At 65.2% G+C, this 19,486-nt stretch carries 19 protein-coding genes and 3 tRNA genes; 5 read left to right on the top strand and 17 right to left on the bottom strand.

Annotated features, from left to right (window positions below):
- Positions 1-13: 13 nt before the first annotated feature.
- The 8 genes from ABUA28_RS04010 to tilS form a co-directional block, all read right to left on the bottom strand.
- Positions 14-496: a DUF3180 domain-containing protein gene (locus ABUA28_RS04010; RefSeq protein WP_349902638.1), complete on the bottom strand. Its 483-nt coding sequence runs from the start codon at positions 494-496 to the stop codon at positions 14-16.
- Entirely contained in the window at positions 493-1,059 is a 567-nt protein-coding gene (gene folK / locus ABUA28_RS04015; RefSeq protein ID WP_349902639.1) for a 2-amino-4-hydroxy-6-hydroxymethyldihydropteridine diphosphokinase, read from the bottom strand. The genes ABUA28_RS04010 and folK overlap by 4 nt, the downstream gene beginning before the upstream one ends.
- Complete coding sequence (folB, locus tag ABUA28_RS04020) at positions 1,056-1,421, bottom strand: dihydroneopterin aldolase (RefSeq protein WP_349902640.1); 366 nt, start codon at positions 1,419-1,421, stop codon at positions 1,056-1,058. Before folB ends, folK begins: the two co-directional genes overlap by 4 nt.
- The gene (gene folP / locus ABUA28_RS04025) at positions 1,418-2,317 is read right to left on the bottom strand and encodes a dihydropteroate synthase (RefSeq protein ID WP_349902641.1); all 900 of its coding nucleotides are present in this window, start codon (positions 2,315-2,317) and stop codon (positions 1,418-1,420) included. Before folP ends, folB begins: the two co-directional genes overlap by 4 nt.
- On the bottom strand, positions 2,314-2,901 hold the full coding sequence (folE, locus tag ABUA28_RS04030; protein WP_349902699.1) for a GTP cyclohydrolase I FolE: 588 nt from the start codon (positions 2,899-2,901) through the stop codon (positions 2,314-2,316). The genes folP and folE overlap by 4 nt, the downstream gene beginning before the upstream one ends.
- A 91-nt stretch (positions 2,902-2,992) precedes the next feature.
- Entirely contained in the window at positions 2,993-4,990 is a 1,998-nt protein-coding gene (gene ftsH, locus ABUA28_RS04035) for an ATP-dependent zinc metalloprotease FtsH (RefSeq protein WP_349902642.1), read from the bottom strand.
- A gap of 123 nt (positions 4,991-5,113) precedes the next feature.
- The gene (hpt, locus tag ABUA28_RS04040; RefSeq protein ID WP_349902643.1) at positions 5,114-5,665 is read right to left on the bottom strand and encodes a hypoxanthine phosphoribosyltransferase; all 552 of its coding nucleotides are present in this window, start codon (positions 5,663-5,665) and stop codon (positions 5,114-5,116) included.
- A gap of 4 nt (positions 5,666-5,669) precedes the next feature.
- The gene (tilS, locus tag ABUA28_RS04045; RefSeq protein ID WP_349902644.1) at positions 5,670-6,815 is read right to left on the bottom strand and encodes a tRNA lysidine(34) synthetase TilS; all 1,146 of its coding nucleotides are present in this window, start codon (positions 6,813-6,815) and stop codon (positions 5,670-5,672) included.
- Between the two features lie 40 nt (positions 6,816-6,855).
- Between tilS and ppa the strand changes: the two genes are divergently transcribed.
- Positions 6,856-7,347: an inorganic diphosphatase gene (ppa, locus tag ABUA28_RS04050; protein ID WP_349902645.1), complete on the top strand. Its 492-nt coding sequence runs from the start codon at positions 6,856-6,858 to the stop codon at positions 7,345-7,347.
- Between the two features lie 204 nt (positions 7,348-7,551).
- Here ppa and ABUA28_RS04055 read toward each other — a convergent pair whose 3' ends face one another.
- Both ABUA28_RS04055 and ABUA28_RS04060 read right to left on the bottom strand, forming a co-directional pair.
- Positions 7,552-8,826, bottom strand: a complete 1,275-nt coding sequence (locus tag ABUA28_RS04055; protein WP_349902646.1) for a peptidoglycan DD-metalloendopeptidase family protein — start codon at positions 8,824-8,826, stop codon at positions 7,552-7,554.
- A gap of 143 nt (positions 8,827-8,969) precedes the next feature.
- Positions 8,970-10,229, bottom strand: coding sequence for a peptidoglycan DD-metalloendopeptidase family protein (locus tag ABUA28_RS04060; RefSeq protein WP_349902647.1), 1,260 nt, complete (start codon positions 10,227-10,229; stop codon positions 8,970-8,972).
- A gap of 261 nt (positions 10,230-10,490) precedes the next feature.
- Here ABUA28_RS04060 and ABUA28_RS04065 point away from each other — a divergent pair.
- The 3 genes from ABUA28_RS04065 (at position 10,491) to ABUA28_RS04075 (ending at position 10,778) form a co-directional block, all read left to right on the top strand.
- A tRNA-Glu gene (locus ABUA28_RS04065) sits at positions 10,491-10,563 on the top strand.
- Positions 10,564-10,580: 17 nt separating this feature from the next.
- A tRNA-Asp gene (locus tag ABUA28_RS04070) sits at positions 10,581-10,654 on the top strand.
- 51 nt (positions 10,655-10,705) lie between these two features.
- Positions 10,706-10,778, top strand: a tRNA-Phe gene (locus ABUA28_RS04075).
- Between the two features lie 3 nt (positions 10,779-10,781).
- Here the strand turns inward: ABUA28_RS04075 and ABUA28_RS04080 are convergent.
- Both ABUA28_RS04080 and ABUA28_RS04085 read right to left on the bottom strand, forming a co-directional pair.
- On the bottom strand, positions 10,782-11,681 hold the full coding sequence (locus ABUA28_RS04080) for a tyrosine-type recombinase/integrase (RefSeq protein WP_349902648.1): 900 nt from the start codon (positions 11,679-11,681) through the stop codon (positions 10,782-10,784).
- A 149-nt stretch (positions 11,682-11,830) separates the two neighbouring features.
- On the bottom strand, positions 11,831-12,235 hold the full coding sequence (locus tag ABUA28_RS04085; RefSeq protein ID WP_349902649.1) for a hypothetical protein: 405 nt from the start codon (positions 12,233-12,235) through the stop codon (positions 11,831-11,833).
- Between the two features lie 112 nt (positions 12,236-12,347).
- Here ABUA28_RS04085 and ABUA28_RS04090 point away from each other — a divergent pair, with 112 nt between their 5' ends.
- Positions 12,348-13,355 carry a hypothetical protein gene (locus tag ABUA28_RS04090; protein ID WP_349902650.1) on the top strand — a complete coding sequence of 336 codons (1,008 nt, stop codon included), beginning with the start codon at positions 12,348-12,350 and terminating at the stop codon, positions 13,353-13,355.
- Positions 13,356-13,737: 382 nt separating this feature from the next.
- On the opposite strand, the gene ABUA28_RS04095 is transcribed toward ABUA28_RS04090, so the two are convergent.
- The 5 genes from ABUA28_RS04095 to ABUA28_RS04115 form a co-directional block, all read right to left on the bottom strand.
- On the bottom strand, positions 13,738-14,820 hold the full coding sequence (locus ABUA28_RS04095; RefSeq protein WP_349902651.1) for a replication initiator: 1,083 nt from the start codon (positions 14,818-14,820) through the stop codon (positions 13,738-13,740).
- A 110-nt stretch (positions 14,821-14,930) separates the two neighbouring features.
- Positions 14,931-16,112 carry an ABC transporter permease gene (locus ABUA28_RS04100; RefSeq protein WP_349902652.1) on the bottom strand — a complete coding sequence of 394 codons (1,182 nt, stop codon included), beginning with the start codon at positions 16,110-16,112 and terminating at the stop codon, positions 14,931-14,933.
- 47 nt (positions 16,113-16,159) lie between these two features.
- Positions 16,160-16,837, bottom strand: coding sequence for an ABC transporter ATP-binding protein (locus ABUA28_RS04105; RefSeq protein WP_349902653.1), 678 nt, complete (start codon positions 16,835-16,837; stop codon positions 16,160-16,162).
- Positions 16,834-18,276 (bottom strand): efflux RND transporter periplasmic adaptor subunit, encoded by a 1,443-nt coding sequence (locus ABUA28_RS04110; protein ID WP_349902654.1) that lies wholly within the window; start codon positions 18,274-18,276, stop codon positions 16,834-16,836. The genes ABUA28_RS04105 and ABUA28_RS04110 overlap by 4 nt, the downstream gene beginning before the upstream one ends.
- A gap of 83 nt (positions 18,277-18,359) precedes the next feature.
- Positions 18,360-19,436, bottom strand: coding sequence for a hypothetical protein (locus ABUA28_RS04115; protein ID WP_349902655.1), 1,077 nt, complete (start codon positions 19,434-19,436; stop codon positions 18,360-18,362).
- Between the last annotated feature and the right edge of the window lie 50 nt (positions 19,437-19,486).

Consider the following 19,486-nt stretch of genomic DNA (forward strand, 5'->3'; position numbering starts at 1 on the left):
TGGTGGTGGTCGGTCAGGGCCTGATGCGGATCGGCTTCGGATCCGCGTCATCGTCGGGATCGACGGGCGGAATGGTGCACATGCGCTCGGCGATGAGTCCCGCCGCAAGCAGGATGCCAGACCCCACCAGCGTAGACACCGTGAGGCCGATCGGGCCACCGTCGGGCAACACCGAGCGTGTCAGCAGGTAGCCGAGCACGCCGATGCTCAACCCCGCGAGCACCGCACCGACCAGCGCGCAGGCCTTGGCGAGCATGAGCACCCTCGTCGCGTAGTAGGGGTCGATCGGTGCCTTGGCCGTGCCGTGGGTGAGGCTGCGAATCGGAAGCGCCAGCAGAACGAGGATGACCGCGATCGCCACGAGCGCGACCGGCAGGCCGAGCTGCGGAATGACGATCGGCCGCCCACCCGTGGCGAGCAGGGTCTCGGCGAAGGCCCCGCCGACGATTCCGAGGGCGCCGAGCAGCACGAGTGTGCTCACGCGAGTGTGCTTCATCGCGGTGCCTCCTCGAGCGAAGTCCCCTCGACCGAGCTGCTGTCGAAGGGCGCCGCCGCCTCGCGGGCCCACACGGTGGAGGAGATCGGGGCCAGCAGCTCTGCGACCGGGCCGCGACCGGGGATCTCGGCGGCGGCATCCACCTGGGCCCATGGTGCGAGCACGAACGCGCGTTCCCAGGCACGCGGATGCGGCAGCGTGAGCCGTTCGGTCTCCTGCTGCACTGGGGTGCCGTCGGCGTTCACCACCGCAACGAGGTCGAGATCGAGCGTGCGGTCACCCCAGCGTTCGAGGCGCACCCGACCATGGTCGAGCTCGATGCGCTGCAGCTCGGTCAGCAGGTCCTCCGGCGCGAGCGAGGTCGTCGCGAGCAGTACGCCGTTCAGGTAGCTGGGTGCAGTCTCATCCACGCCGACGAGTTTGACGGCGTGGGATTCGACGAGCCCGGAGACAGCGGTCACCTCGACGCGGTCGAGCGCCGCAACGTCGGCGACCGCGGACCTCAGGGTCTCCTCGCGGTCTCCCTGGTTGCTGCCGAACGCGACGACGACCCGAGCACTCACTCGCGGCTCCTGGTGATGGTGACCGAGACATCCGCGAATGGCACGGTGATCGGCGCGCTCGGCTTGTGCAGCGTCACGGTCACCCGCTTCGCCGCTCTGTGGGCGAGCACGACATCGGCGACGCGCTGGGCGACGGTCTCGATCAGGTCCACCGGATCGCGCTCCACGGCCGCAACGATCTCCTCGGCGAGCACGCCGTAGTGGAGCGTGTCGTCGAGGTCGTCGGATGCCGCGGCTGCCGCGAAATCGAGCGCCACGATCACGTCGATGAAGAAGTCCTGCCCGTTCTGCCGTTCCTCCGCGAAGACGCCGTGGAAGCCGGATGCGCGTAGCCCGGTGAGGGTCAAGAGGTCGTCGGTCACTGCCTGGCTCCGTTTCCGTGCATGGCGCTCCACACGTCGAGAGCCGCCCTCGTTCCGGCGACATCGTGCACGCGCACACCCCATACTCCCGCCTCTGCGGCGAGGGCGCTGATCACGGCGGTCGCCGCGTCCCGATCCTTGACCGGGGCGCCCTCCGGCAGGAGTTCGCCGAGGAAGCGCTTGCGCGAGACCCCGAGCAGGAGCGGGTAGCCCAGGATGCCGAGCTCGCGCAGGTGGCCGATGAGCAGCCAGTTCTGTTCTGTGTTCTTCGCGAAGCCGATGCCGGGGTCGACGATGATGCGGTTCGGATCCACGCCAGCGACGATCAACTCGGCGACGCGCTGCTTCAACTCGGAGCGCACGTCCCGCACGACGCTGCCGTAGACGGCGTTCGCCGCCATCGTGGAGCTCGGGCCGCGCCAGTGCATCGCGACGAAGTGCAGGCCAGTCTCGGAGGCGACCCTCGCCATGGCCGGGTCCGCGAGCCCGCCGGACACGTCGTTGATGAGTTTCGCGCCGGCCTCGGCGGCCGCCAGCGCGGTCGCGGCGTTCATGGTGTCGATGCTCACGACGATGTCGCGCTGCACGAGTTCGGTGATGAGCGGGATGACGCGGCGCTGCTCCTCGTCGAGCGGGATGCGCTCAGCACCCGGCCTCGTCGACTCGCCTCCGATGTCGACCAGTCTCGCGCCCGCCTCGGTGAGCTCGACCGCGCGCGCGATCGCCGCATCCAGATGGTTGTATTCGCCGCCGTCGCTGAACGAGTCCGGGGTCATGTTGATCACGCCCATGATGACCGGTGCTGTCGCGCTCGACGGTGCGCGCCGGCGCAGGACGGCGGGCGTGCGGGAGCGACCGGGAGTGAGTTCCGGCAGGGCGACCTGGTCGGTGCTCACGGCGTTGCCGACCCTCGTGGTGCGCCGATGAGCGCCATCGTCTCGGCGCGGACGAGCGGCTCAGACAGGGTTCCTCGGCTGGTCACCGTGACCGTCGAGCTGTGCAGCTGTCGGGTTCCTCGTGCCCAGACGCAGGCGTGCGTGGCCTCCAGCACCACGAGCACTCCGCGAGGATCGAGGCCGGTCTGCAGGGCATCCGCGATCTCTTCCGTGAGGCGCTCCTGCACCTGGGGCCGCGCGGCGAGAGTCTCGACGACGCGCGGAAGCCTGCCGAGACCGACGATACGGGTGCGCGGTGCGTAGGCGATGTGGGCGACGCCGACGAACGGCAGCAGGTGATGTTCGCAAATGGAGCGGAAGTCGATGTCGCGCACGAGCACGAGCTCGCCGAACTCCTCCGCGCCCTCGGGGAACTCGGTGTTGCCCGCGAGGTGGTCGAGCGGGTCGACCGCGAGTCCGGCGAAGTATTCCGTGTACGCCTGCGCGACCCGCTGCGGGGTCTTCGCGAGGCCGGGGCGGGATGCGTCCTCGCCGATCGCCCGGATGAGCTCGGCGACCGCGGCTTCTATGCGCTCCGTGTCGATGGACCGCGCGGATGCCGCCGGCGCGCTTCTGGCGGCACCGTCGTCATCCGGTTCGGTGTGCTGGTGGGACACGGATCCCCTTCGTCGTGCGTTACGCGGTTGCGATGTCGGGGCGTTTGCGCTGCCTCGGAGCACGAGCCTTCTTCGGTGGCGCGGAATCTACGTCTCCGTCGACCAGGTCTCCGTCGATGGGAGCCTTCACGGGCATCGCCACCGGAGGCTTGTTCGAGATCGGGCGCTTGTCGCTCGAGAGCCACTGTGGGCGCTCCGGAAGCTTCTTCACATCCTTGAAGATCTCCTCGAGCTGCACGTGGTCGAGGGTCTCCTTCTCGAGCAGCGCTGTCGCAAGCGTGTCGAGGATGGCACGGTTGTCGTTGAGCACCTGCCAGGCCTCGTCGTGCGCCTTCTCGATCAGCGCGCGTACCTCGTCGTCGACCTGCTCCGAGACGCGCTCGGAGTAGTCGCGCTGGCTTCCCATGTCGCGGCCGAGGAACATCTCGCCCGAGCCGGAGCCGAGCTTCACGGAGCCGATGCTCGCGCTCATGCCGAATTCGGTGACCATCTTGCGGGCCGTGTTCGTGGCCTTCTCGATGTCATTGGATGCGCCGGTCGTCGGGTCGTGGAACACGATTTCCTCGGCGACCCGGCCACCCATCGCATAAGCGAGCTGGTCGAGCAGTTCGTTGCGGGTGACGGAGTAGCGGTCCTCGAGCGGAAGCACCATCGTGTAACCGAGGGCACGTCCGCGCGGCAGGATCGTGATCTTGGTCACGGGGTCGGTGTTGCGCATCGCGGTCGCGACAAGCGCGTGGCCGCCCTCGTGGTACGCGGTGATGAGCTTCTCCTGGTCGCGCATGACGCGGGTGCGACGCTGCGGACCGGCCATCACGCGGTCGATGGCCTCATCGAGAGCGCGGTTGTCGATCAGCTGGGCATTGGAGCGCGCGGTGAGCAGCGCGGCCTCGTTGAGCACGTTGGCGAGGTCCGCGCCGGTGAACCCAGGCGTCTTGCGCGCGACGACCTCGAGGTCGACTCCGGCGGCGAGCGGTTTGCCCTTGCCGTGCACCTCGAGAATCTTCTTGCGGCCGAGGAGGTCAGGTGCGTCGACACCGATCTGGCGGTCGAAGCGGCCCGGGCGAAGCAACGCGGGGTCGAGAATGTCGGGGCGGTTGGTCGCCGCGATCAGGATGACGTTGGTCTTGACGTCGAAGCCGTCCATCTCCACCAGGAGCTGGTTGAGGGTCTGCTCGCGCTCGTCATGGCCGCCGCCCATCCCGGAACCGCGGTGGCGTCCGACAGCGTCGATCTCGTCGACGAAGATAATGGCTGGCGAGTTCTCTTTGGCCTGCGCGAAGAGGTCGCGCACGCGGCTCGCGCCGACGCCGACGAACATCTCGACGAAGTCCGATCCGGAGATCGAGTAGAACGGCACGTTGGCCTCACCGGCGACAGCGCGGGCCAGCAGGGTCTTACCGGTTCCGGGAGGGCCGTAGAGCAGAACCCCCTTGGGGATGCGCGCGCCGACAGCCTGGAACTTGGCCGGCTCCTTGAGAAAGTCCTTGATCTCCTCGAGCTCTTCGATCGCCTCGTCGGCACCCGCGACATCGTCGAAGGTCACCTTCGGGGTCTCCTTGGAGACGAGCTTCGCCTTGGACTTGCCGAACTGCATGACCTTGCTTCCGCCGCCCTGCATGCTCGAGAGCAGGAACCAGAAGATCAGGCCGATACCGAGGAACGGCAGGATGAGCCAGAGCGCCGAGGAGAACCAGTTGCCCTTGTCGACCTGGTCGTCGAACTTCGCGGTCGACTTGGTCACCGCGGAGACCACCTCGGTGCCGCGCGCAGAAGCGTAGTAGAACTGCACCTGCTTGCCGTTGGCACCCGCGGCCTTGAGGGTCAGATCCACTCGCTGCTCGCCGTCGACGATCTTCGCGGAGGCGACCTTGTCGTTCGAGAGCAGCTTCAGACCATCCTGCGTCGAGATCTGCTTGAATCCGGAGCCGCTCAGGAGGCTAAACCCCACCGACGCAACGACAACAGCCAGCAGGATGTAGACCAGCGGGCCCTTGAGAAAGCGCTTGAAATTCATAGTGTTCCGAGGATCGCTCCCGGCACCTTTCTGACGAAGAATATGGTTGCAAGGGTATCGCGCCGGGACTGGGCAGCCACTGGATGTTTGCTGGCGGCGTAATGCACGCCAGCGCCGTTCGCCCTACTGGTACACGTGCGGCGCGAGCACGCCGATGCCGCGCAGGTTGCGGTAGCGCTCCGCGTAGTCGAGTCCGTAGCCGACCACGAACGCGGAGGGGATCTCGAAGCCGACGTACTTGACGTCGACAGCGACCTTGGCGGCATCCGGTTTGCGCAGCAGCGCGCAAATCTCGACGGATGCTGCGCCGCGGCTGGCGAGGTTGCTGCGGAGCCAGGAGAGGGTGAGGCCTGAGTCGATGATGTCCTCGACGATGAGCACGTTGCGGCCGTGCAGGTCGGAGTCCAGGTCCTTGAGAATGCGCACGACGCCCGAGGACTGCGTGCCGGAGCCGTAGGAGGAGACGGCCATCCAGTCCATCTCGAGCGGGATGGTGAGCTCGCGCGCGAGGTCGGCCATCACCATGACGGCGCCGCGCAGCACACCCACGAGCAGGATCTCCCGGTCGGCATAGTCCTTCTCGATCTGCCTGGCGAGTTCCGCGATCTTCGCGTGGATCTCGTCCTCGGTGAGGAGCGTGCTGCTGAGGTCGTCCGCGATGTCGCTGAATTCCATGGGTCTATGGCTCCCGGTGAGATGAAGTGGTTGCAGAGAACACCAGCAGGTTCCTCTCGCGTTTAACAGTAATGCCCGGCAGGTCGAGCGCCCCCTGGCCGTGCCAGTCGGTCACGAGCCTGGCGACCTCGAGGGTGTGCGCGCGGCTGAGGCTCACGTCGAACTCCGCGGAGACGGCGAGGCGGATGATGCGCTGCCGCAGCGCGGGCGGGTTGGCCGCGAGTGCTTTCACCTCGAGCGAGATTCCCGCCTCCGCGTGTTCCGCGAGTTCCTCGATCTGCTCCTCCGCGAAGTGGTCGAGGGCGTCTCCGTCCTCGCGAAGCTGCGTGGCCGTGCGGGCGAGCGCTTCCGCGATGCCGGGACCGAGCTCCGCCTCGAGCATCGGAAGGATCGTCTCGCGCACCCGAACCCTGCGGAACCTGTTGTCGCTGTTCTGCGGGTCCTCCCACGGTTCGAGCCCGGAATCCGCGCAGAACTGACGCGTCACAGAACGACGGATGCCCAGCATCGGCCGCAGATACAGCCCCGCCGAGTGGTCCATGCCCTTCAGGCTCGCGGCGCCGCTTCCGCGCGCGAGCCCCAACAGCACCGTCTCTGCCTGGTCGTCGAGCGTGTGCCCGAACAGTACCCGCGCGGCACCTGTCTCTGCCGCAGCATCGGCGAGGGCCGCGTAGCGCGCGTCTCGCGCCGCGGCCTCGGGGCCGCCGTCCGTTCCCACCTCGACCCGCGTGACGATGACCGGGTCGAGGCCCAACGACCGTGCCTGATCCGCGGCCCTCGCCGCGACATCCGCCGACCCGACCTGCAAACCGTGATCGACGATCACGGCACCCGCGCGGATGCCCGCCCGCGCCGCCTCGAAGCTCGTGGCGGCCGCGAGCGCGAGCGAGTCAGCCCCACCGCTGAGCGCCACCAGCACGAGCGGGCTCTGCTTCCCGGCCGTCCCTTCCGCCGGCGTCCCAAATGAAGGCACTGCCACCTCGTCGTCCCGGGAGTACTGGGCAGTCTCGATCCCCCGCGCTGGAATGCCTTCATTTGGGATGGGAACGAGGGCGGCAGCGGAGGATGCTGCCTGCAGCGGGAGCAAAGCGGCTCGCACCGCACGCCGCACATCGGCGATCGCGGGGGTCAGTTTCGGCCGGGTGGTCATCCAGTAACGTTATTCCAGCAGACAGAAGAAGGAGCACCCCATGGCCGCGTACGACGCCATCATCGAGATTCCCAAGGGAAGCCACAACAAGTACGAGGTCGATCACGAGACGGGTCGCGTCTTCCTCGACCGGGTACTCTTCACCAGCTTCGTCTACCCGACCGACTACGGCTTCATCGAGCACACCCTCGGTCTCGACGGCGACCCGGTCGACGTGCTCGTGCTGCTCGACTACCCGCTGTTCCCCGGCGTCGGCGTCTCGGTGCGCCCGGTCGGCGTCTTCAAGATGACGGATGACGGCGGCTCAGACGCCAAGGTGATCGCCGTTCCCGCGAAGGATCCGCGTTGGACCTGGATCCAGGATGTGGGCGACATCCCCGAGTTCACCCGCAAGGAGATCGAGCACTTCTTCGAGCACTACAAGGACCTCGAGCCGGGCAAGTGGGTCAAGACCGAGGGCTGGGGCGACGCCGCAGAGGCCGAGGAGATCATCGTGGCCGGAGTCGAGAAGCTCAAGGCCGAGGGCCACTGACCCGACTCTCACGCGCCGAGTCTCACTCGCGGCGAGCTCAGTCGCCGTCGGCTTCAGTCGCGGCGGGACATAGCGGTTCGAGGCGGGAGTCGTAACTCTCTCCTCCAGAGAGTTTCTCCGTCCGCACGCCGAAAGCCGGGCGCATTTCTCCCGCCGTGAGGCAGTCTCGCCCGTTACGGACCCTACGCTGTCGAGGCGATGTGACTAGCCGAGTCTGATGCCGCGCGCCGCCATGAACTGCACCGGGTTGGTCGCAACGCCACCCTGACGCGTCTCGAAGTGCAGGTGGCATCCGGTGGACTCACCGGTACTGCCGATCTTGGCTATCTGTTGCCCCGCCGCCACAGACTGGCCTCGGTGCACGAGCGTTCCACCGTTGACGATGTGACCGTAGGCGGTGGTGATTCCACCCCCGTGGTCGATACGGATGTAGTTGCCGTAGCCGCCGTACACACCCGCATAGACGACGGTTCCGGCGTGGGCGGCATAGATCGGAGCGTTACAGCCGCCCGCGATGTCGGTGCCCTCGTGGAATGACGAGCAGCCTGCACACGGTGAGATGCGTGGGCCGAAGCCGCTGGAGATCGGACCGCGCGCCGGCAGCGCCCACCCAGAGCTGTTCGATCCGCCGTTTGCGGGCGGGTTCGCTGCGGCGGCTGCCGCTGCTGCAGCGGCCGCCGCAGCTGCCGCCGCGACTCCGTCGTTATAGCTTGCCTCGGTGATCTTCACGTTGCCCATCAGGCTCGCGCGCTGCGCTTCGAGCCTGGGTTTGTTCGCCTCCTGCGCCTGCAGTGCGGCATTGGCCTTATCCGATGCGGCATTCGCTTCGTCGAGCGCGGTCTGGGCGGCCGTGGCAAGCACCTTGAGCGCGTCCTGCGCCCTGGTGGCCTGGTCGCCCATCGAGCGAGCGGTGTTCTCGTCGAGTGTGGCCTTCTCATAGACCGAGGCGGATTTGTCGTTCACGATGCTCGCGAGGCCGAGCTGCGCGAGCAGGTTCTTGGCGTCGTCTCCGCTGAAGAACAGGCTCGTGCTGACGTCTCCGCCGCCGACCCTGGCGAGCTGCGCGGCAAGCTGGCCCGCGTACTGCTTGGACTTGTCTGCCTTCACCTTGGCGGCATCCGCCTGCTTCTTCAACTCGGCGGCCTTGTAGCCGGCTTCGTCGAGCTTCTGCTGGGCAACCTGGAACTCTGCGCCCTTTTGATTGGCGAGATCCTGCGCTGCGGTCACTTCGCTCGTGAGCGAACTGATGAGGGAATCGAGGCGTGCGATCTCCGCCTGCTTGGCGGCGACGTTGTTGCGGGCGGCGAGCACGTCGTTCCAGCTCGGATAGCTCGCGGCATACGCGGGCGCCGCAGCCTGTCCCGCGACGGCTCCCGTGACGAAAAGCGCGAGCACTCCAACGGCGGCCAACACTCGGCGCAGCCGCCTGGGCATGCCAGCGACCGCTGTCCGACCGTCGGCAGTGAGTGCGTTGTTCATGATCCCCCGAAACATCACAGTGCTCGGAGAATCACTCCAGTAACACTGTTAACATCAGCCACAATAACCGGCATGTGCCGAAATGGCCAGCCCCACGGGACATTTCAGTCCCTGGCGACTATCGGACGCCCTGGGCCAGCCCGTTAGTTTGCGAGCTCGATACCCTGCGAGCGCATGAACGACACGGGGTCACGGGGCACGTTGTTGACGCGCACTTCGAAGTGGAGGTGGCATCCGGTGGAGTGGCCCGTGCTGCCCACGCGTGCGATCTGCTGGCCGACTCCCACCGACTGTCCCGTGCGCACGAGGGTTCCGCCGTTCACGATGTGACCGTAGGCGGTGGAGAGGCCACTGCCGTCGTCGTTGGCGATCTGCACGAAGTTGCCGTAGCCGCCGAAGGGACCCGCGTAGACGACCGTGCCGCTGTGCGCGGCGAAGATGGGCGAGTTGCAGCCGGCCGCGAGGTCGACACCTTCGTGGAAGGAGGAGCAGCCTGCGCACGGTGAGATGCGTCGCCCGAAGCCGCTGCTGATGTGCCCGCCCGCGGGCCGTGCCCACCCGGATGCGCTGATCTTGCCCGCGCCGAGACCCGCGCCGGCACCCCACTGTGCCTGAACGCCCGCGAGATATTCCGACTCGGCGTGGATGCGGTCACTCTGCAGGGTGGCGAGCTGGGCATCGAGCCTGGCCTTGTTCGCCTGCTGTTCTGCGAGCGCCGCGGCCGCCGCATCCGCCGCCGCCTGGGCAGCCACCTGGGCAGCCTGCGCCGCCTCGGCGAGAGCCTGCAACGCGTTCTTGGCGACGGTTGCCTGGTCGGTCAGCGATTGCGCGGTGTTCTGATCCTGGATGGCCTTGCTGTAGAGGCCCTGCGACTGGTCGGCGACCTTGCTGGCCAGGCCGAGCTGGGCGAGCAGGCTGTCGGCATCGTCTCCGCTGAACAGCAGAGTGGCCGTGAGGTCCCCGCCGCCGGAGCGCGCGAGCTGGGATGCGACCCGACCCGCTCTGACCTTTGACTTCGCCGCGGTGGCCTGAGCCTCATCCGCCTGCTTCTTCAGCTCCTCAGCCTTGCGCGCCGCAGCGTCGAACTTCTGCTGGGCCTCGAAGTAGATCTGGCCCTTGGCCTCAGCGTCGGCCTGGGTGGATGCCACGGCTGCCTCGAGTCCAGCGAGCAGGCTCTGCACCCTGGCGACTTCGGCCGCCTTGGCCGTCTCGCTGTTGCGGGCGGCGATCACGTCTTCCCAGCTCGGGTAGTCGGCGGCCCAGGCGGCAGGTGCCGGGGTAGCGATGATGCCGGCGGTGGCGAGCATCCCGACGATGGCGATGGTGGAGAGCAGGCGACTGAGGATGCGGCGACGACCGGTCGGCTCGGACGCGGTGCGCACGCGGCCTGACAGCTTCTTCATCGTTCCCCAAACCCGGTACCGCGAAGTGCCGGCTGATCACAGCAACAACTCTGTATGACCACGGTAACAACGCTCATGCGCATTACCCGGCATTGCACAGCCTCAATGACCAGTTGAACCTACCTGCCCTCCGGCGACTCGGCCGGGCGCTCGTTCGGAGTGGTGCAATTGGGTCTTTCGATTCGGAAACTGCTGCGTTTGGTTAATGGGGAGTGCACCCTTATGCTTATTGCTCGGTAGCTATGAAGGTTGTTTCTTCATGGCCCCATCGTTTAGTGGCCTAGGACACCGCCCTTTCACGGCGGCAGCACGGGTTCGAATCCCGTTGGGGTCACAAAACATTAATAGCTAGGCCCTGTAGCGCAGTTGGTTAGCGCGCCGCCCTGTCACGGCGGAGGTCGCCGGTTCAAGTCCGGTCAGGGTCGCAAGGCACGGTCATCTCTCGCCAGACGGCCGTGCCTTCTGCACTAGTGCAGGGCTCTGTAGCTCAGTTGGTAGAGCGTTCGACTGAAAATCGAAAGGTCACCGGATCGACGCCGGTCGGAGCCACCCTCAAATCCCCTGATCAGCCGCCAGTTTTGCGGACTCGTCACCCCCTCGAATATGACCGTTCGACTGGGCATCCCAGTACTTGGACAGGGCAGCCGCACCGCGCCTCGCAGCATCAGCTCGCGTATCTGCATATAGCTGCGTGACGAGTAGCGACGAGTGCCCAAGGATCGCTTGAACGTCGGGAGCGGACACGCCAGCACTGAACAGGGCGACAGCGGCTGTGTGGCGCAGGTCGTGCCAGTGCAGCGCGGCCTCCCCCGGTGCGTATGTCTTCACCTGGTCACGGATCCCAGACCAATGCAGCGCACGGCTGAGGTTCTTCGAGTTGATGAATCCCCCGCGCGGCCCAGGGAACAGCAGGTCATGCTCCGTCTTGCCGCCCATCGCCTCAAACACAATCGGCAGCAGCGGATCGGCTATCGGAACCATGCGAACGCGACGGCCCTTGGTCGGCCCAATGAGCAGCTCACCGTGCATGCCGGGTGAGGCAGTTTGTGCCACTCGGATCACGCGCTCCGCCAGGTCAACGTTCGAGACGCGCAGCGCCGCGACTTCTCCGAGGCGGCAGCCGGTATAGAGCAAAGCGAGCACGAACCGCCGATATGGCCCAGACTGCGGCAACACCCGGAGCAGCCGATCAACCTCCACAACATTCAGCGAACGGGAGGCAGGATCAGCCTCGCGCCCTCGAGGCACATCGACTCCGAGACAAGGGTTGGCAACAAGGTAGCCACCCTTAACCGCAACGCGGCAGATCGCCGACAGCATGCTCAACGCGTCAATCCGGGTCGAGCGCGAGCCAGACCAAGCGGCGAACTCAGCTTCGATATCCAGCGGCGTGAGCTCAGCGACCGCGCGAGACGCGAACGACGGCGCGACACGGCGACGCCACGCAACCATGTATCCGCGCCCGGTACCCGGAGCGACTCTGCTCAGAATGAGCGTGCAATACCGCGCAAAGAGGTCGCCCACCGTAGGGGCGTCCAACTCGCTCTGTACTCGCATAATGCGAGAGTAGCGGGAATGTTCTATAGACGCAATCTTTGCGACTAGCTCTTTGGCTTGGGCCTCAACCGTTCGCCCATACCGGCAAGGAATTCAACGGGGTCAACAGTGATTCCGGGGAACTCGTACACGTCGGGATGTTCTCCGAATGCCTCACGAAACAAAGCGATACGCCGGTACATCTGAGACTTGCTAATGCCGAGCGCCTTCTGAGTGCCCTCGAATCCACCGCTAATCCGCCACATGAGCCAGAATCCCAACAGATCGAGCAGCCGCGCACCGGAATAGCCGCGCAATGCTTCGCGTAGTTCCGGGAATGCGCCAAAGAGTCGCTCGTTGAAAGACTTATTCGCCTTGTAGTAAGTCGTATAGGCCGACTCAAGGGCAGACTTTGCCCGGCCTTCACCCTCAGGCGAGGGCATACGCTCAGATCGGAAGTCCGCCATCACGCCCCGTCTCGTAGTTCTTGATTCTGCGACTACAAGACTACGGTGCACCACCGACGAACACTACCTAGCCAGGTTCTCCCGAAATCTTCTATACAAGATCAAGAAAGCAGCAATGGGCACATCAACCCGCGATGCCTCCAAAGAGTGGCGCGTCTGGGCACGCATCACCGGACCGCAGCTTCCCCTAGTGGACGTGAAAATAGGAAATGCCATGGTAGGCCCGGGGCCAGCGGGTTACCGCCCAGTGGGTCCGCCGAGTGGGCCGCAGCTGAAACCGGTCGCGGATTCGACATACTTCACTGCGGCCTCCCCCGCTCTGCGCGTCGTCTCGGATTGTTGGGTGATAGTCCCAGGCGTGCGCGCGACTCGATCTGATCTTGCCATCCGCAAAGCAGTTGCAGAAGAGATCGTCCCGCTCATAGCGGCTCTCTCTGCTGGCGAAAGAAGAAACCCTCACCGCGTTCAAGTTTGGGGTGTCGATGACGGCAAGCAGGGCTCGTCATTCTCCGAAGCTGTCAAGATCGCTTACTACGCCAAGGAGGATCTTCCTGCTGAGAAGCTCGCAGTAGCTCAGGCGCGCGTAGCCAGCCTTCACAAGAACTCCAAGCTCGCCGTTGCCAGTGAGATCTTTTACCGAGGCGTTGAATACAGCGACTTCGCGGCAGGGCCGCTGACGTCAGCTAGCTCCATCCTTGCGTTCTACCAAGTGTTAGAAGCATGCGCGGACGTGGTTCCATGGATGACACCAGCAGACTACGACGAGAAGTCGGCGGCAATTGCGGCGACGCTCAAAAAGACGCTAGAGGGCAAGGCGCTCGCAAAGAAAAAGGCCAAAGCTATTCGCGCGTCCAACGATGCGCTCAACCGTCTCGACGCCAAGTACACGAGCCTTCGCATTGAGCACACGGCGAGCACATTTGGACTAGAGAAACATTGGATCGAAAGATCGCGCGAGCTGGGAAAGTTCAGAAACAGCAGGCTTAGTCACCCAAGCGCACTACCCTCGCCGAGCGAAATGAACGAGTGGGAAGCTCAGAACAATGAATGGAGCGCGTACGCTCTTGCTTCGACCATCCTCGCTGCCGCGTTTCACTACGTCGCGGAAGAAACCACAGCCTGATACCCAGTCCCCGTTCAATGATGAATCGCTAGCTTCGTTAGAGGAGCGCTGCCGCCCTCCGCGCTGCGCGCTCCGGTTGCCACAGGCGGGGATAGTGCAGTCCATTCGCGGCGGGAGCCGTTGCACGGAGCAAGGGAGAAAGGCCGCGCGGCACCGCGCGTTCGCCCCTTCGGGGCATCCACGCACGGCATCCGCACGGTCTCCTCACCTTCGCAACCGGTCAACAGGTTCCGGTCACGAACAGTACGCACACAACTCACGACCGAGAGCATCACGGCCCCGGCCATCCATAATCGGAGTGCCGCAGATATCGCACGCACGGTAACCCAGCATCTCGCACGTCCCACAATCTGGCTCAGCCATTTTCATCACCCCCTCCCCCTCATGGCACAGCCGCCGAGCAAGGAGCCAGCTCACGTCGCAAGCGCAACGCCAACTCCTCGACGGCCTCCACCTGGTAAACCGCAGTCGCAGAATCTGCCGCCCCTGACGGAGCGGCGTGTGAGAGAAACCACTCCAGGCGCAGCCGCCGCTGCACCGTGCGCGTCAGACCGGTGAACGACCAGCCCGTGCGGTGCTTAGTACGACGCGACGCACTCACCACCTGCGAGCGCGCACCGTAGCGGTCATGCACCCGACTACCGCAGGAGGCAGGCACACAATCGGGAGCGCATCGAATCGACCGTGCAGCACGCTCTAATGCCGACAGATGCGCCCAGACGAGCGGATGCGCCGCACTCCCGTCTTGCTGCACCACGTCCTTCATCACGTAGTTCAGCGCCTTTGACAGATACCAAATCGTCTTTGCCCCGTCACCGTTCGCACGGAATGCATCACAGCGAGCCTGCGCGCCCCACTCCACCAGGCCGCCGTCAACCTTCGACGCAGCAACCGCCGTGCGCGCAGCCTCCCGCAGCACGTCCGCCGTCGGTGCCTCAACACGTGCAATACGCACCAACACGTGCACATGCAGCACCCCACGGTCTTGCCACTCCCGCACGATGAAATACTCCGCAGAGTCCCAGCGATCCCGCACACGACGTCGCGTGCGATCCCACAACAAACCAGCGTCACGATTCCAGGCGACCTGCCCCACGTAGTCGTATCGCGCGGGATCCAAGGGCACACCGCGCAGTCCCGCATCGTCAGCCGAGTGCTGCACGCCACAACCACAGTTGCCGGCCACTTGCTTGCCAGGTCGCGGAACGCGATGCACCTGGCCAAACGATGGTGCCGTGAGCGTCAGAAGGTAGAACTGGAAGTTCTCAACCGGCCCGTCAAATACGCCAGAACGGGCTATGGCTGCCCAATCGCCCCGGTACAGTTCCGCACACGACGGGCAACGACTCTTGACCCTCGAGCCGCACCGCACCCACACGCCCGAAGCGGTCTTGATGGGGCGGGCACATCCGCGCGCGATGACCTCCGCAGCGCCCGGCTCGAGGTTCGAAGGAGCATCCAGCATGGCAATGCCGCAGCATTAGCAGCACGCCTGAAAATCGAAAGGTCACCGGATCGACGCCGGTCGGAGCCACTGCCTCATTTCCCGGCTTCTACGGGGAGTGAGGCTTACCTTCACCCGCGTAGCGCATCAATGGGTTCGATTCCGGCCGCCCTCCGCGCGGGAAGACCTCCGGCGACGAGCCCGACGAGCGCTCCCAGTGTCACCCCGCCCAAAGCAACAGCGGGGCTCGTGACCACCGGCCAGTGGTGAACCAGCGCAAACACCTCGATTGACATGACCCCGACAGCTGCCCCGAGCAGCCCACCGAGCAGACCCAGGACGACAGATTCTGCGATGAACTGCGCAGCGATCTGTCGCGCAGACGCGCCGACCGCGCGCCGTAAGCCAATCTCAGCGGTTCGTTCCATGACTGAGAGCATTGTCACGTTCGCGATCCCGAAGCCGCCAGCGAGCAGGACCACCACCGACAGGATGATGAAGACGAGATTGACATCGCCCTGCACGCTCTTCTGCAGGCCGGACACTCCACTCGGCGCAGACACGGCGATCTCAGACGGGTTGCCCGGGGACAGCGCGATCGGAGCCTGCCTGGTGAATATCGGCCCCGCGTTCACAGCCAACCGCACCAGCACTTCGTCCGGCGAAGCGAGATCGAATTCGGCGCGCGCCGTGTTTGACGGGATGATGATCGCGTCCTGGAGATCACCGTCGTATTTCGCGTGGTCGTAGATCCCGATCACTGCATACGCCACCCCACCCAGAAAGACCGAGGGCTGCGATCCTATGGCGCCGACGCCCAGCCGGGTTGCGGCACGCGCACTGATCACGGCGACCCGAGCGGCCCGACGGTCGTGGCCGCTGTCGAACATCCGCCCGGCGACCATAGACGCTCCCGCCGTGCGAATGATCTCCGGGGACGCCGCATAGACTCCCGGCTGCTCGAGGATTGGTGCGGACGGGTCGTCAACCGTGACTGCCGAGACGACCCCGCCACCGAGCGGGACCTTGGACAAGAGTGCGGCATCATCGACTCCGCTCAGTCGTCCAATCTGCGTCGAGGCATCCCAGTTCAGATTCGTCACCGGGATGTCCGTACCGTTCGGTCCGGGCTCGGTCGCCGGCCTGACGATGGCTTGCCGTCCGGCAACGGCCGCGAATTGGCGTGCGATCTGAACGCCGGAGGTCTGTGCAAAACCGATCGTCGCCACGAGCGCTCCCACCCCGAAGATCGTTCCAATGACGGTTGCGATTAGCCGCACCGGACGAGCGTTGATATCTGTGGTTGCTTCCACGACCACATCCAAGATCCTGAATCGATCGGCGGACCGAACCCCGCCTTTCATTCGACCTCGCTCAGGCGTCCACGATTGATGCGAACAGACCGTGATGCGCGGCGCGCCAACTCAACGTCGTGGGTGATGATGGCAACCGTCAATCCCTCGGCGTTCAGTTCTTCAAAGAGCGCCATGATCTCGCCCGCGGTCGTCTGGTCGAGATTTCCGGTCGGCTCATCCGCCAGAAGGATGCTGGGGCGGCTCGCTACGGCGCGCGCGATCGCAACCCGTTGCCGTTCGCCCCCCGAGAGAAAGTTCGGCAAACACGAGGATCGCTCGGCCAGGCCCACTCGTTCAAGAGCCGACACGGAGCGCGGCTCGCGTTCTGTGCGAGAGGTGCCGTTATAGAGCATCGGCATCATGACGTTCTCGAGCACCGTACGGCGGGACAACAGGTGGAACGATTGAAAGACGAACCCGATGCGGTGAGCACGCTCGGTGGCGCGGGCACGTTCGTCGAGATTGCTGGTGAGGACGCCTTCCAGACGGTACTCGCCGACAGAAGGTCTGTCGAGCAGTCCGAGAATGTTGAGCATGGTCGACTTGCCCGAGCCGCTGGGCCCGACGATGGATAAATAGTCGCCGTGCTTGATCGTGAGATTGACGCCACGAAGCGCCTGGATCTCCGGCGGTCCCGGAAATGATCGAGTCACGTCCCGAAGTTCGACAAGAAGTTCATTCATCGGGCGACCACCACCAGATCGTTTTTACGGAGCACGCCGCGCTTCGATGTCACCTCGACCTGGCCGCCCGCGGCCAGTCCGGTGTCAACGACCACCAGATGGGTCACAGCCTTCGTGCCCGCCCGAGGATCTCCATCCACCACCTGCACACGAGTCTCCCCGCCTGGGCCAGCAGAGAGCGCGGCCTCTGGCACGTTGAGCACCGCGCCCTTCGTCGCACCGACGGGAACCTCAACCTTCACGTTCTGTCCGGCCAGTTCTTTCATCTGGTCGGCGCTCAGAGACGCCGGGGTCAGGACGATCGTCGGTCGATCGCTCGCGGTCGCTCCCGGTGTGATGCTCGTCACCGTCGCCGGATGTTTGCCGCCATCGGGCAGATCGAAAGTCGCGGAATCCGCTGTCTTCAGAAGCTTCGCGTCTCCGATGTCGACCGAGCCTGTCAGCGCGACCGTCGTTCCTGACAGCGTCATAGCAGCGCCACTGAGCCGTTCGCCCTGGTGGGCATCGACCTTGTCGACCCGCACCGGGAGTTGTGGAACGAACAGCACTTCACTCAGCGGAAGCACCGGAAGAGCATTCTGGTTCGCAAGCACGAGTGCCGCCCGGGCTTCAGCCAGCGATCTGATCGCGGACGCCACAGCCAAACGCTGGGCGCTCGTGTTCGGGGCGACATCAAGCGCGTGACGCTCCGTTGTGGCCAGATCCAGGGCATCCTGAAGATCTGCAAGCTGATCTGCATCCGTCGGAGTCGCTGCCCTGGCCGAGTCGAGCGCACGCTGCGCGCTCCTGACCGAGTTATCGGCCTGTTCCACCGCGACCGCTGATGGTCCGGCCGAGGCAGCCGACAGGTCGTTCTGGGCCGACGTCAGTGCGTCCTCCGCCGATTGTTCCGTGGCGCGAGCCGCCGTCACCGCGGCGGAGGTTCCCTCCGCTGCCGCGGGCGGGGAATAGCCGATCTTTGCATACAGGGTGGGGATCGAATTGGCCGCGGCCTCGTCGAAGACTGGATTTGCCGGGTCGCCGGCATCGAGTCCGACCGTCCGCATTGCCTGCTTGAACTGCACGACGTCGGCACCGGTCATCCCGTACTTCAGCGTGCGATAGGCGGCCAATGCTCCGGGCAACACAATCAGCGGCCGCCCCGAGACTTCGAGAGCGATCGATAACGGAGTGAGTTGAGCACCCACCCGAGGCACGTGGCCGGTGACGACCGGAGTGCCGGTCAGCGCGGACGTGTCCACCGTCACGTCAAGGGAATCCGCGTAGCCGACCTGGCCTCGAAGGGTCACGACGTTCTGTAACCGGGTATAGCTCACAGGCACCGTGACGAGCCCGGCTCCCGGAGCGACACCCGCAGCATCTGCCGGCAACGCGTAGTGGCCGACGAGAAGCCCGGCGATGAGCGACAAAGCTCCTGCGGCCGCACCGATCCAGATCACACGGCCTCGTCGAAGCACCGCGCTCCAGCCTCGAAATGGCCATTTTCTGCGCAACCAGTCGCGCGGTGACAGCCGCTTCGTGCTCATTTGGACTTCGCCTGAGTTGCCGCTGCTGTGAGGGCGTCCAGCGCCACCTTGTTGTCCGCCATGAACTGGTTCTCCTGCCTGATTTCGATGGCACGAAGGGTGCTGCTGTAGTGGGTCTTCTCGCGGCAGCTCAGGTCTGCAAGCGCGACCACACGTTCCTTGTTCGCCAGAGCATCCAGATCGGACGTCGTCGGCTGGCTGCCGGAACTCGCGGCGGCCCAGAGTGCGGTGTCCTGCCCCGCGAACTGTGCCGCTGGCTCACTCTGGGCGTGGTAGCCGGCATGGCCGCTGTCCGCCATACACGACGACCACGCCTTCTCGGTATCGGAGACTCCGGGCCAGGTCGAGTAGCCGTTCTCGAACTGCTCGATGGCTTTTTCGACTACCTTCCCCTGAGCGGTCGCCATGATCACGTTCTCGTTCGGCATCTTATGCAGAGCCGCGCCGCTGCATCCGAGTTTCTGCCAGTCCCGCGTCCCGTCCGACGAGAGATTTGCGGCCTCGGTGCCATACAGCGCCGTGTCGTATGCCTTCTGCTCAGCACCGGTGAGGGACGATCGGTACCGGGAATTAGGATCATTCGAGACACTTTCACCCGACTTCTTGGCGGAACCAGCTGCCTCCTGAGCCCGGGCTATCCCGCCCGTGAGTCCCTCGGGCGTGTAGACGGCCCCGTAGCCGTACTTCTGCACCCATGCTTTCGAGTCGAGGTCACTCTGCTGCGGCCCGACCTGAGTGGTGGTCTGCGTGCTCTTGACCGCTTCGGGAATGTACGAGAACCCGTTCCTCTGCATGCACGCGGCGATGAGATTCTCGCGCTTGAGATCACTCTGATAGGTCTGCTCCTGGATGTCGGCAAGGCTGCCGGAGAGGCCGGTGAGACTATTCATGTAAGCGTCCAGCGGCAGCACCGGCGTCTTCGCGGTCTGAGTTGTGCTGGCGTCGGCGCCACCAGACGGCGCGGACGACGGACTCGCGGGACCCGAGCTCGAGCAGGCCGCGAGACCCGCGACCATAAGAACGGAGGCGCCCAGTGACAGGGCGCGGTAGGGGCTTCGATGGGTGCTCTTCATGGTGTCCAGCCTTTGCTCCGCACAAGCCGTAGACCATCGGGGAAACGGTG

Origin of the sequence: Parafrigoribacterium humi (genome assembly GCF_040227205.1) — a bacterium.
Taxonomy (GTDB): Bacteria; Actinomycetota; Actinomycetes; order Actinomycetales; family Microbacteriaceae; genus Parafrigoribacterium_A; species Parafrigoribacterium_A humi.

Bases quoted from the DNA above. Each gene is read 5' to 3' on its own strand.
- ABUA28_RS04115 (WP_349902655.1), bottom strand. From the start codon at position 19,436: ATGAAGAGCACCCATCGAAGCCCCTACCGCGCCCTGTCACTGGGCGCC.
- ppa (WP_349902645.1), top strand. From the start codon at position 6,856: ATGGCCGCGTACGACGCCATCATCGAGATTCCCAAGGGAAGCCACAAC.
- ABUA28_RS04010 (WP_349902638.1), bottom strand. From the start codon at position 496: ATGAAGCACACTCGCGTGAGCACACTCGTGCTGCTCGGCGCCCTCGGA.
- ABUA28_RS04105 (WP_349902653.1), bottom strand. From the start codon at position 16,837: ATGAATGAACTTCTTGTCGAACTTCGGGACGTGACTCGATCATTTCCG.
- tilS (WP_349902644.1), bottom strand. From the start codon at position 6,815: ATGACCACCCGGCCGAAACTGACCCCCGCGATCGCCGATGTGCGGCGT.
- ABUA28_RS04055 (WP_349902646.1), bottom strand. From the start codon at position 8,826: ATGAACAACGCACTCACTGCCGACGGTCGGACAGCGGTCGCTGGCATG.
- ABUA28_RS04095 (WP_349902651.1), bottom strand. From the start codon at position 14,820: ATGCTGGATGCTCCTTCGAACCTCGAGCCGGGCGCTGCGGAGGTCATC.
- hpt (WP_349902643.1), bottom strand. From the start codon at position 5,665: ATGGAATTCAGCGACATCGCGGACGACCTCAGCAGCACGCTCCTCACC.
- ABUA28_RS04080 (WP_349902648.1), bottom strand. From the start codon at position 11,681: ATGGTTGCGTGGCGTCGCCGTGTCGCGCCGTCGTTCGCGTCTCGCGCG.
- ABUA28_RS04090 (WP_349902650.1), top strand. From the start codon at position 12,348: ATGGGCACATCAACCCGCGATGCCTCCAAAGAGTGGCGCGTCTGGGCA.
- ftsH (WP_349902642.1), bottom strand. From the start codon at position 4,990: ATGAATTTCAAGCGCTTTCTCAAGGGCCCGCTGGTCTACATCCTGCTG.
- ABUA28_RS04060 (WP_349902647.1), bottom strand. From the start codon at position 10,229: ATGAAGAAGCTGTCAGGCCGCGTGCGCACCGCGTCCGAGCCGACCGGT.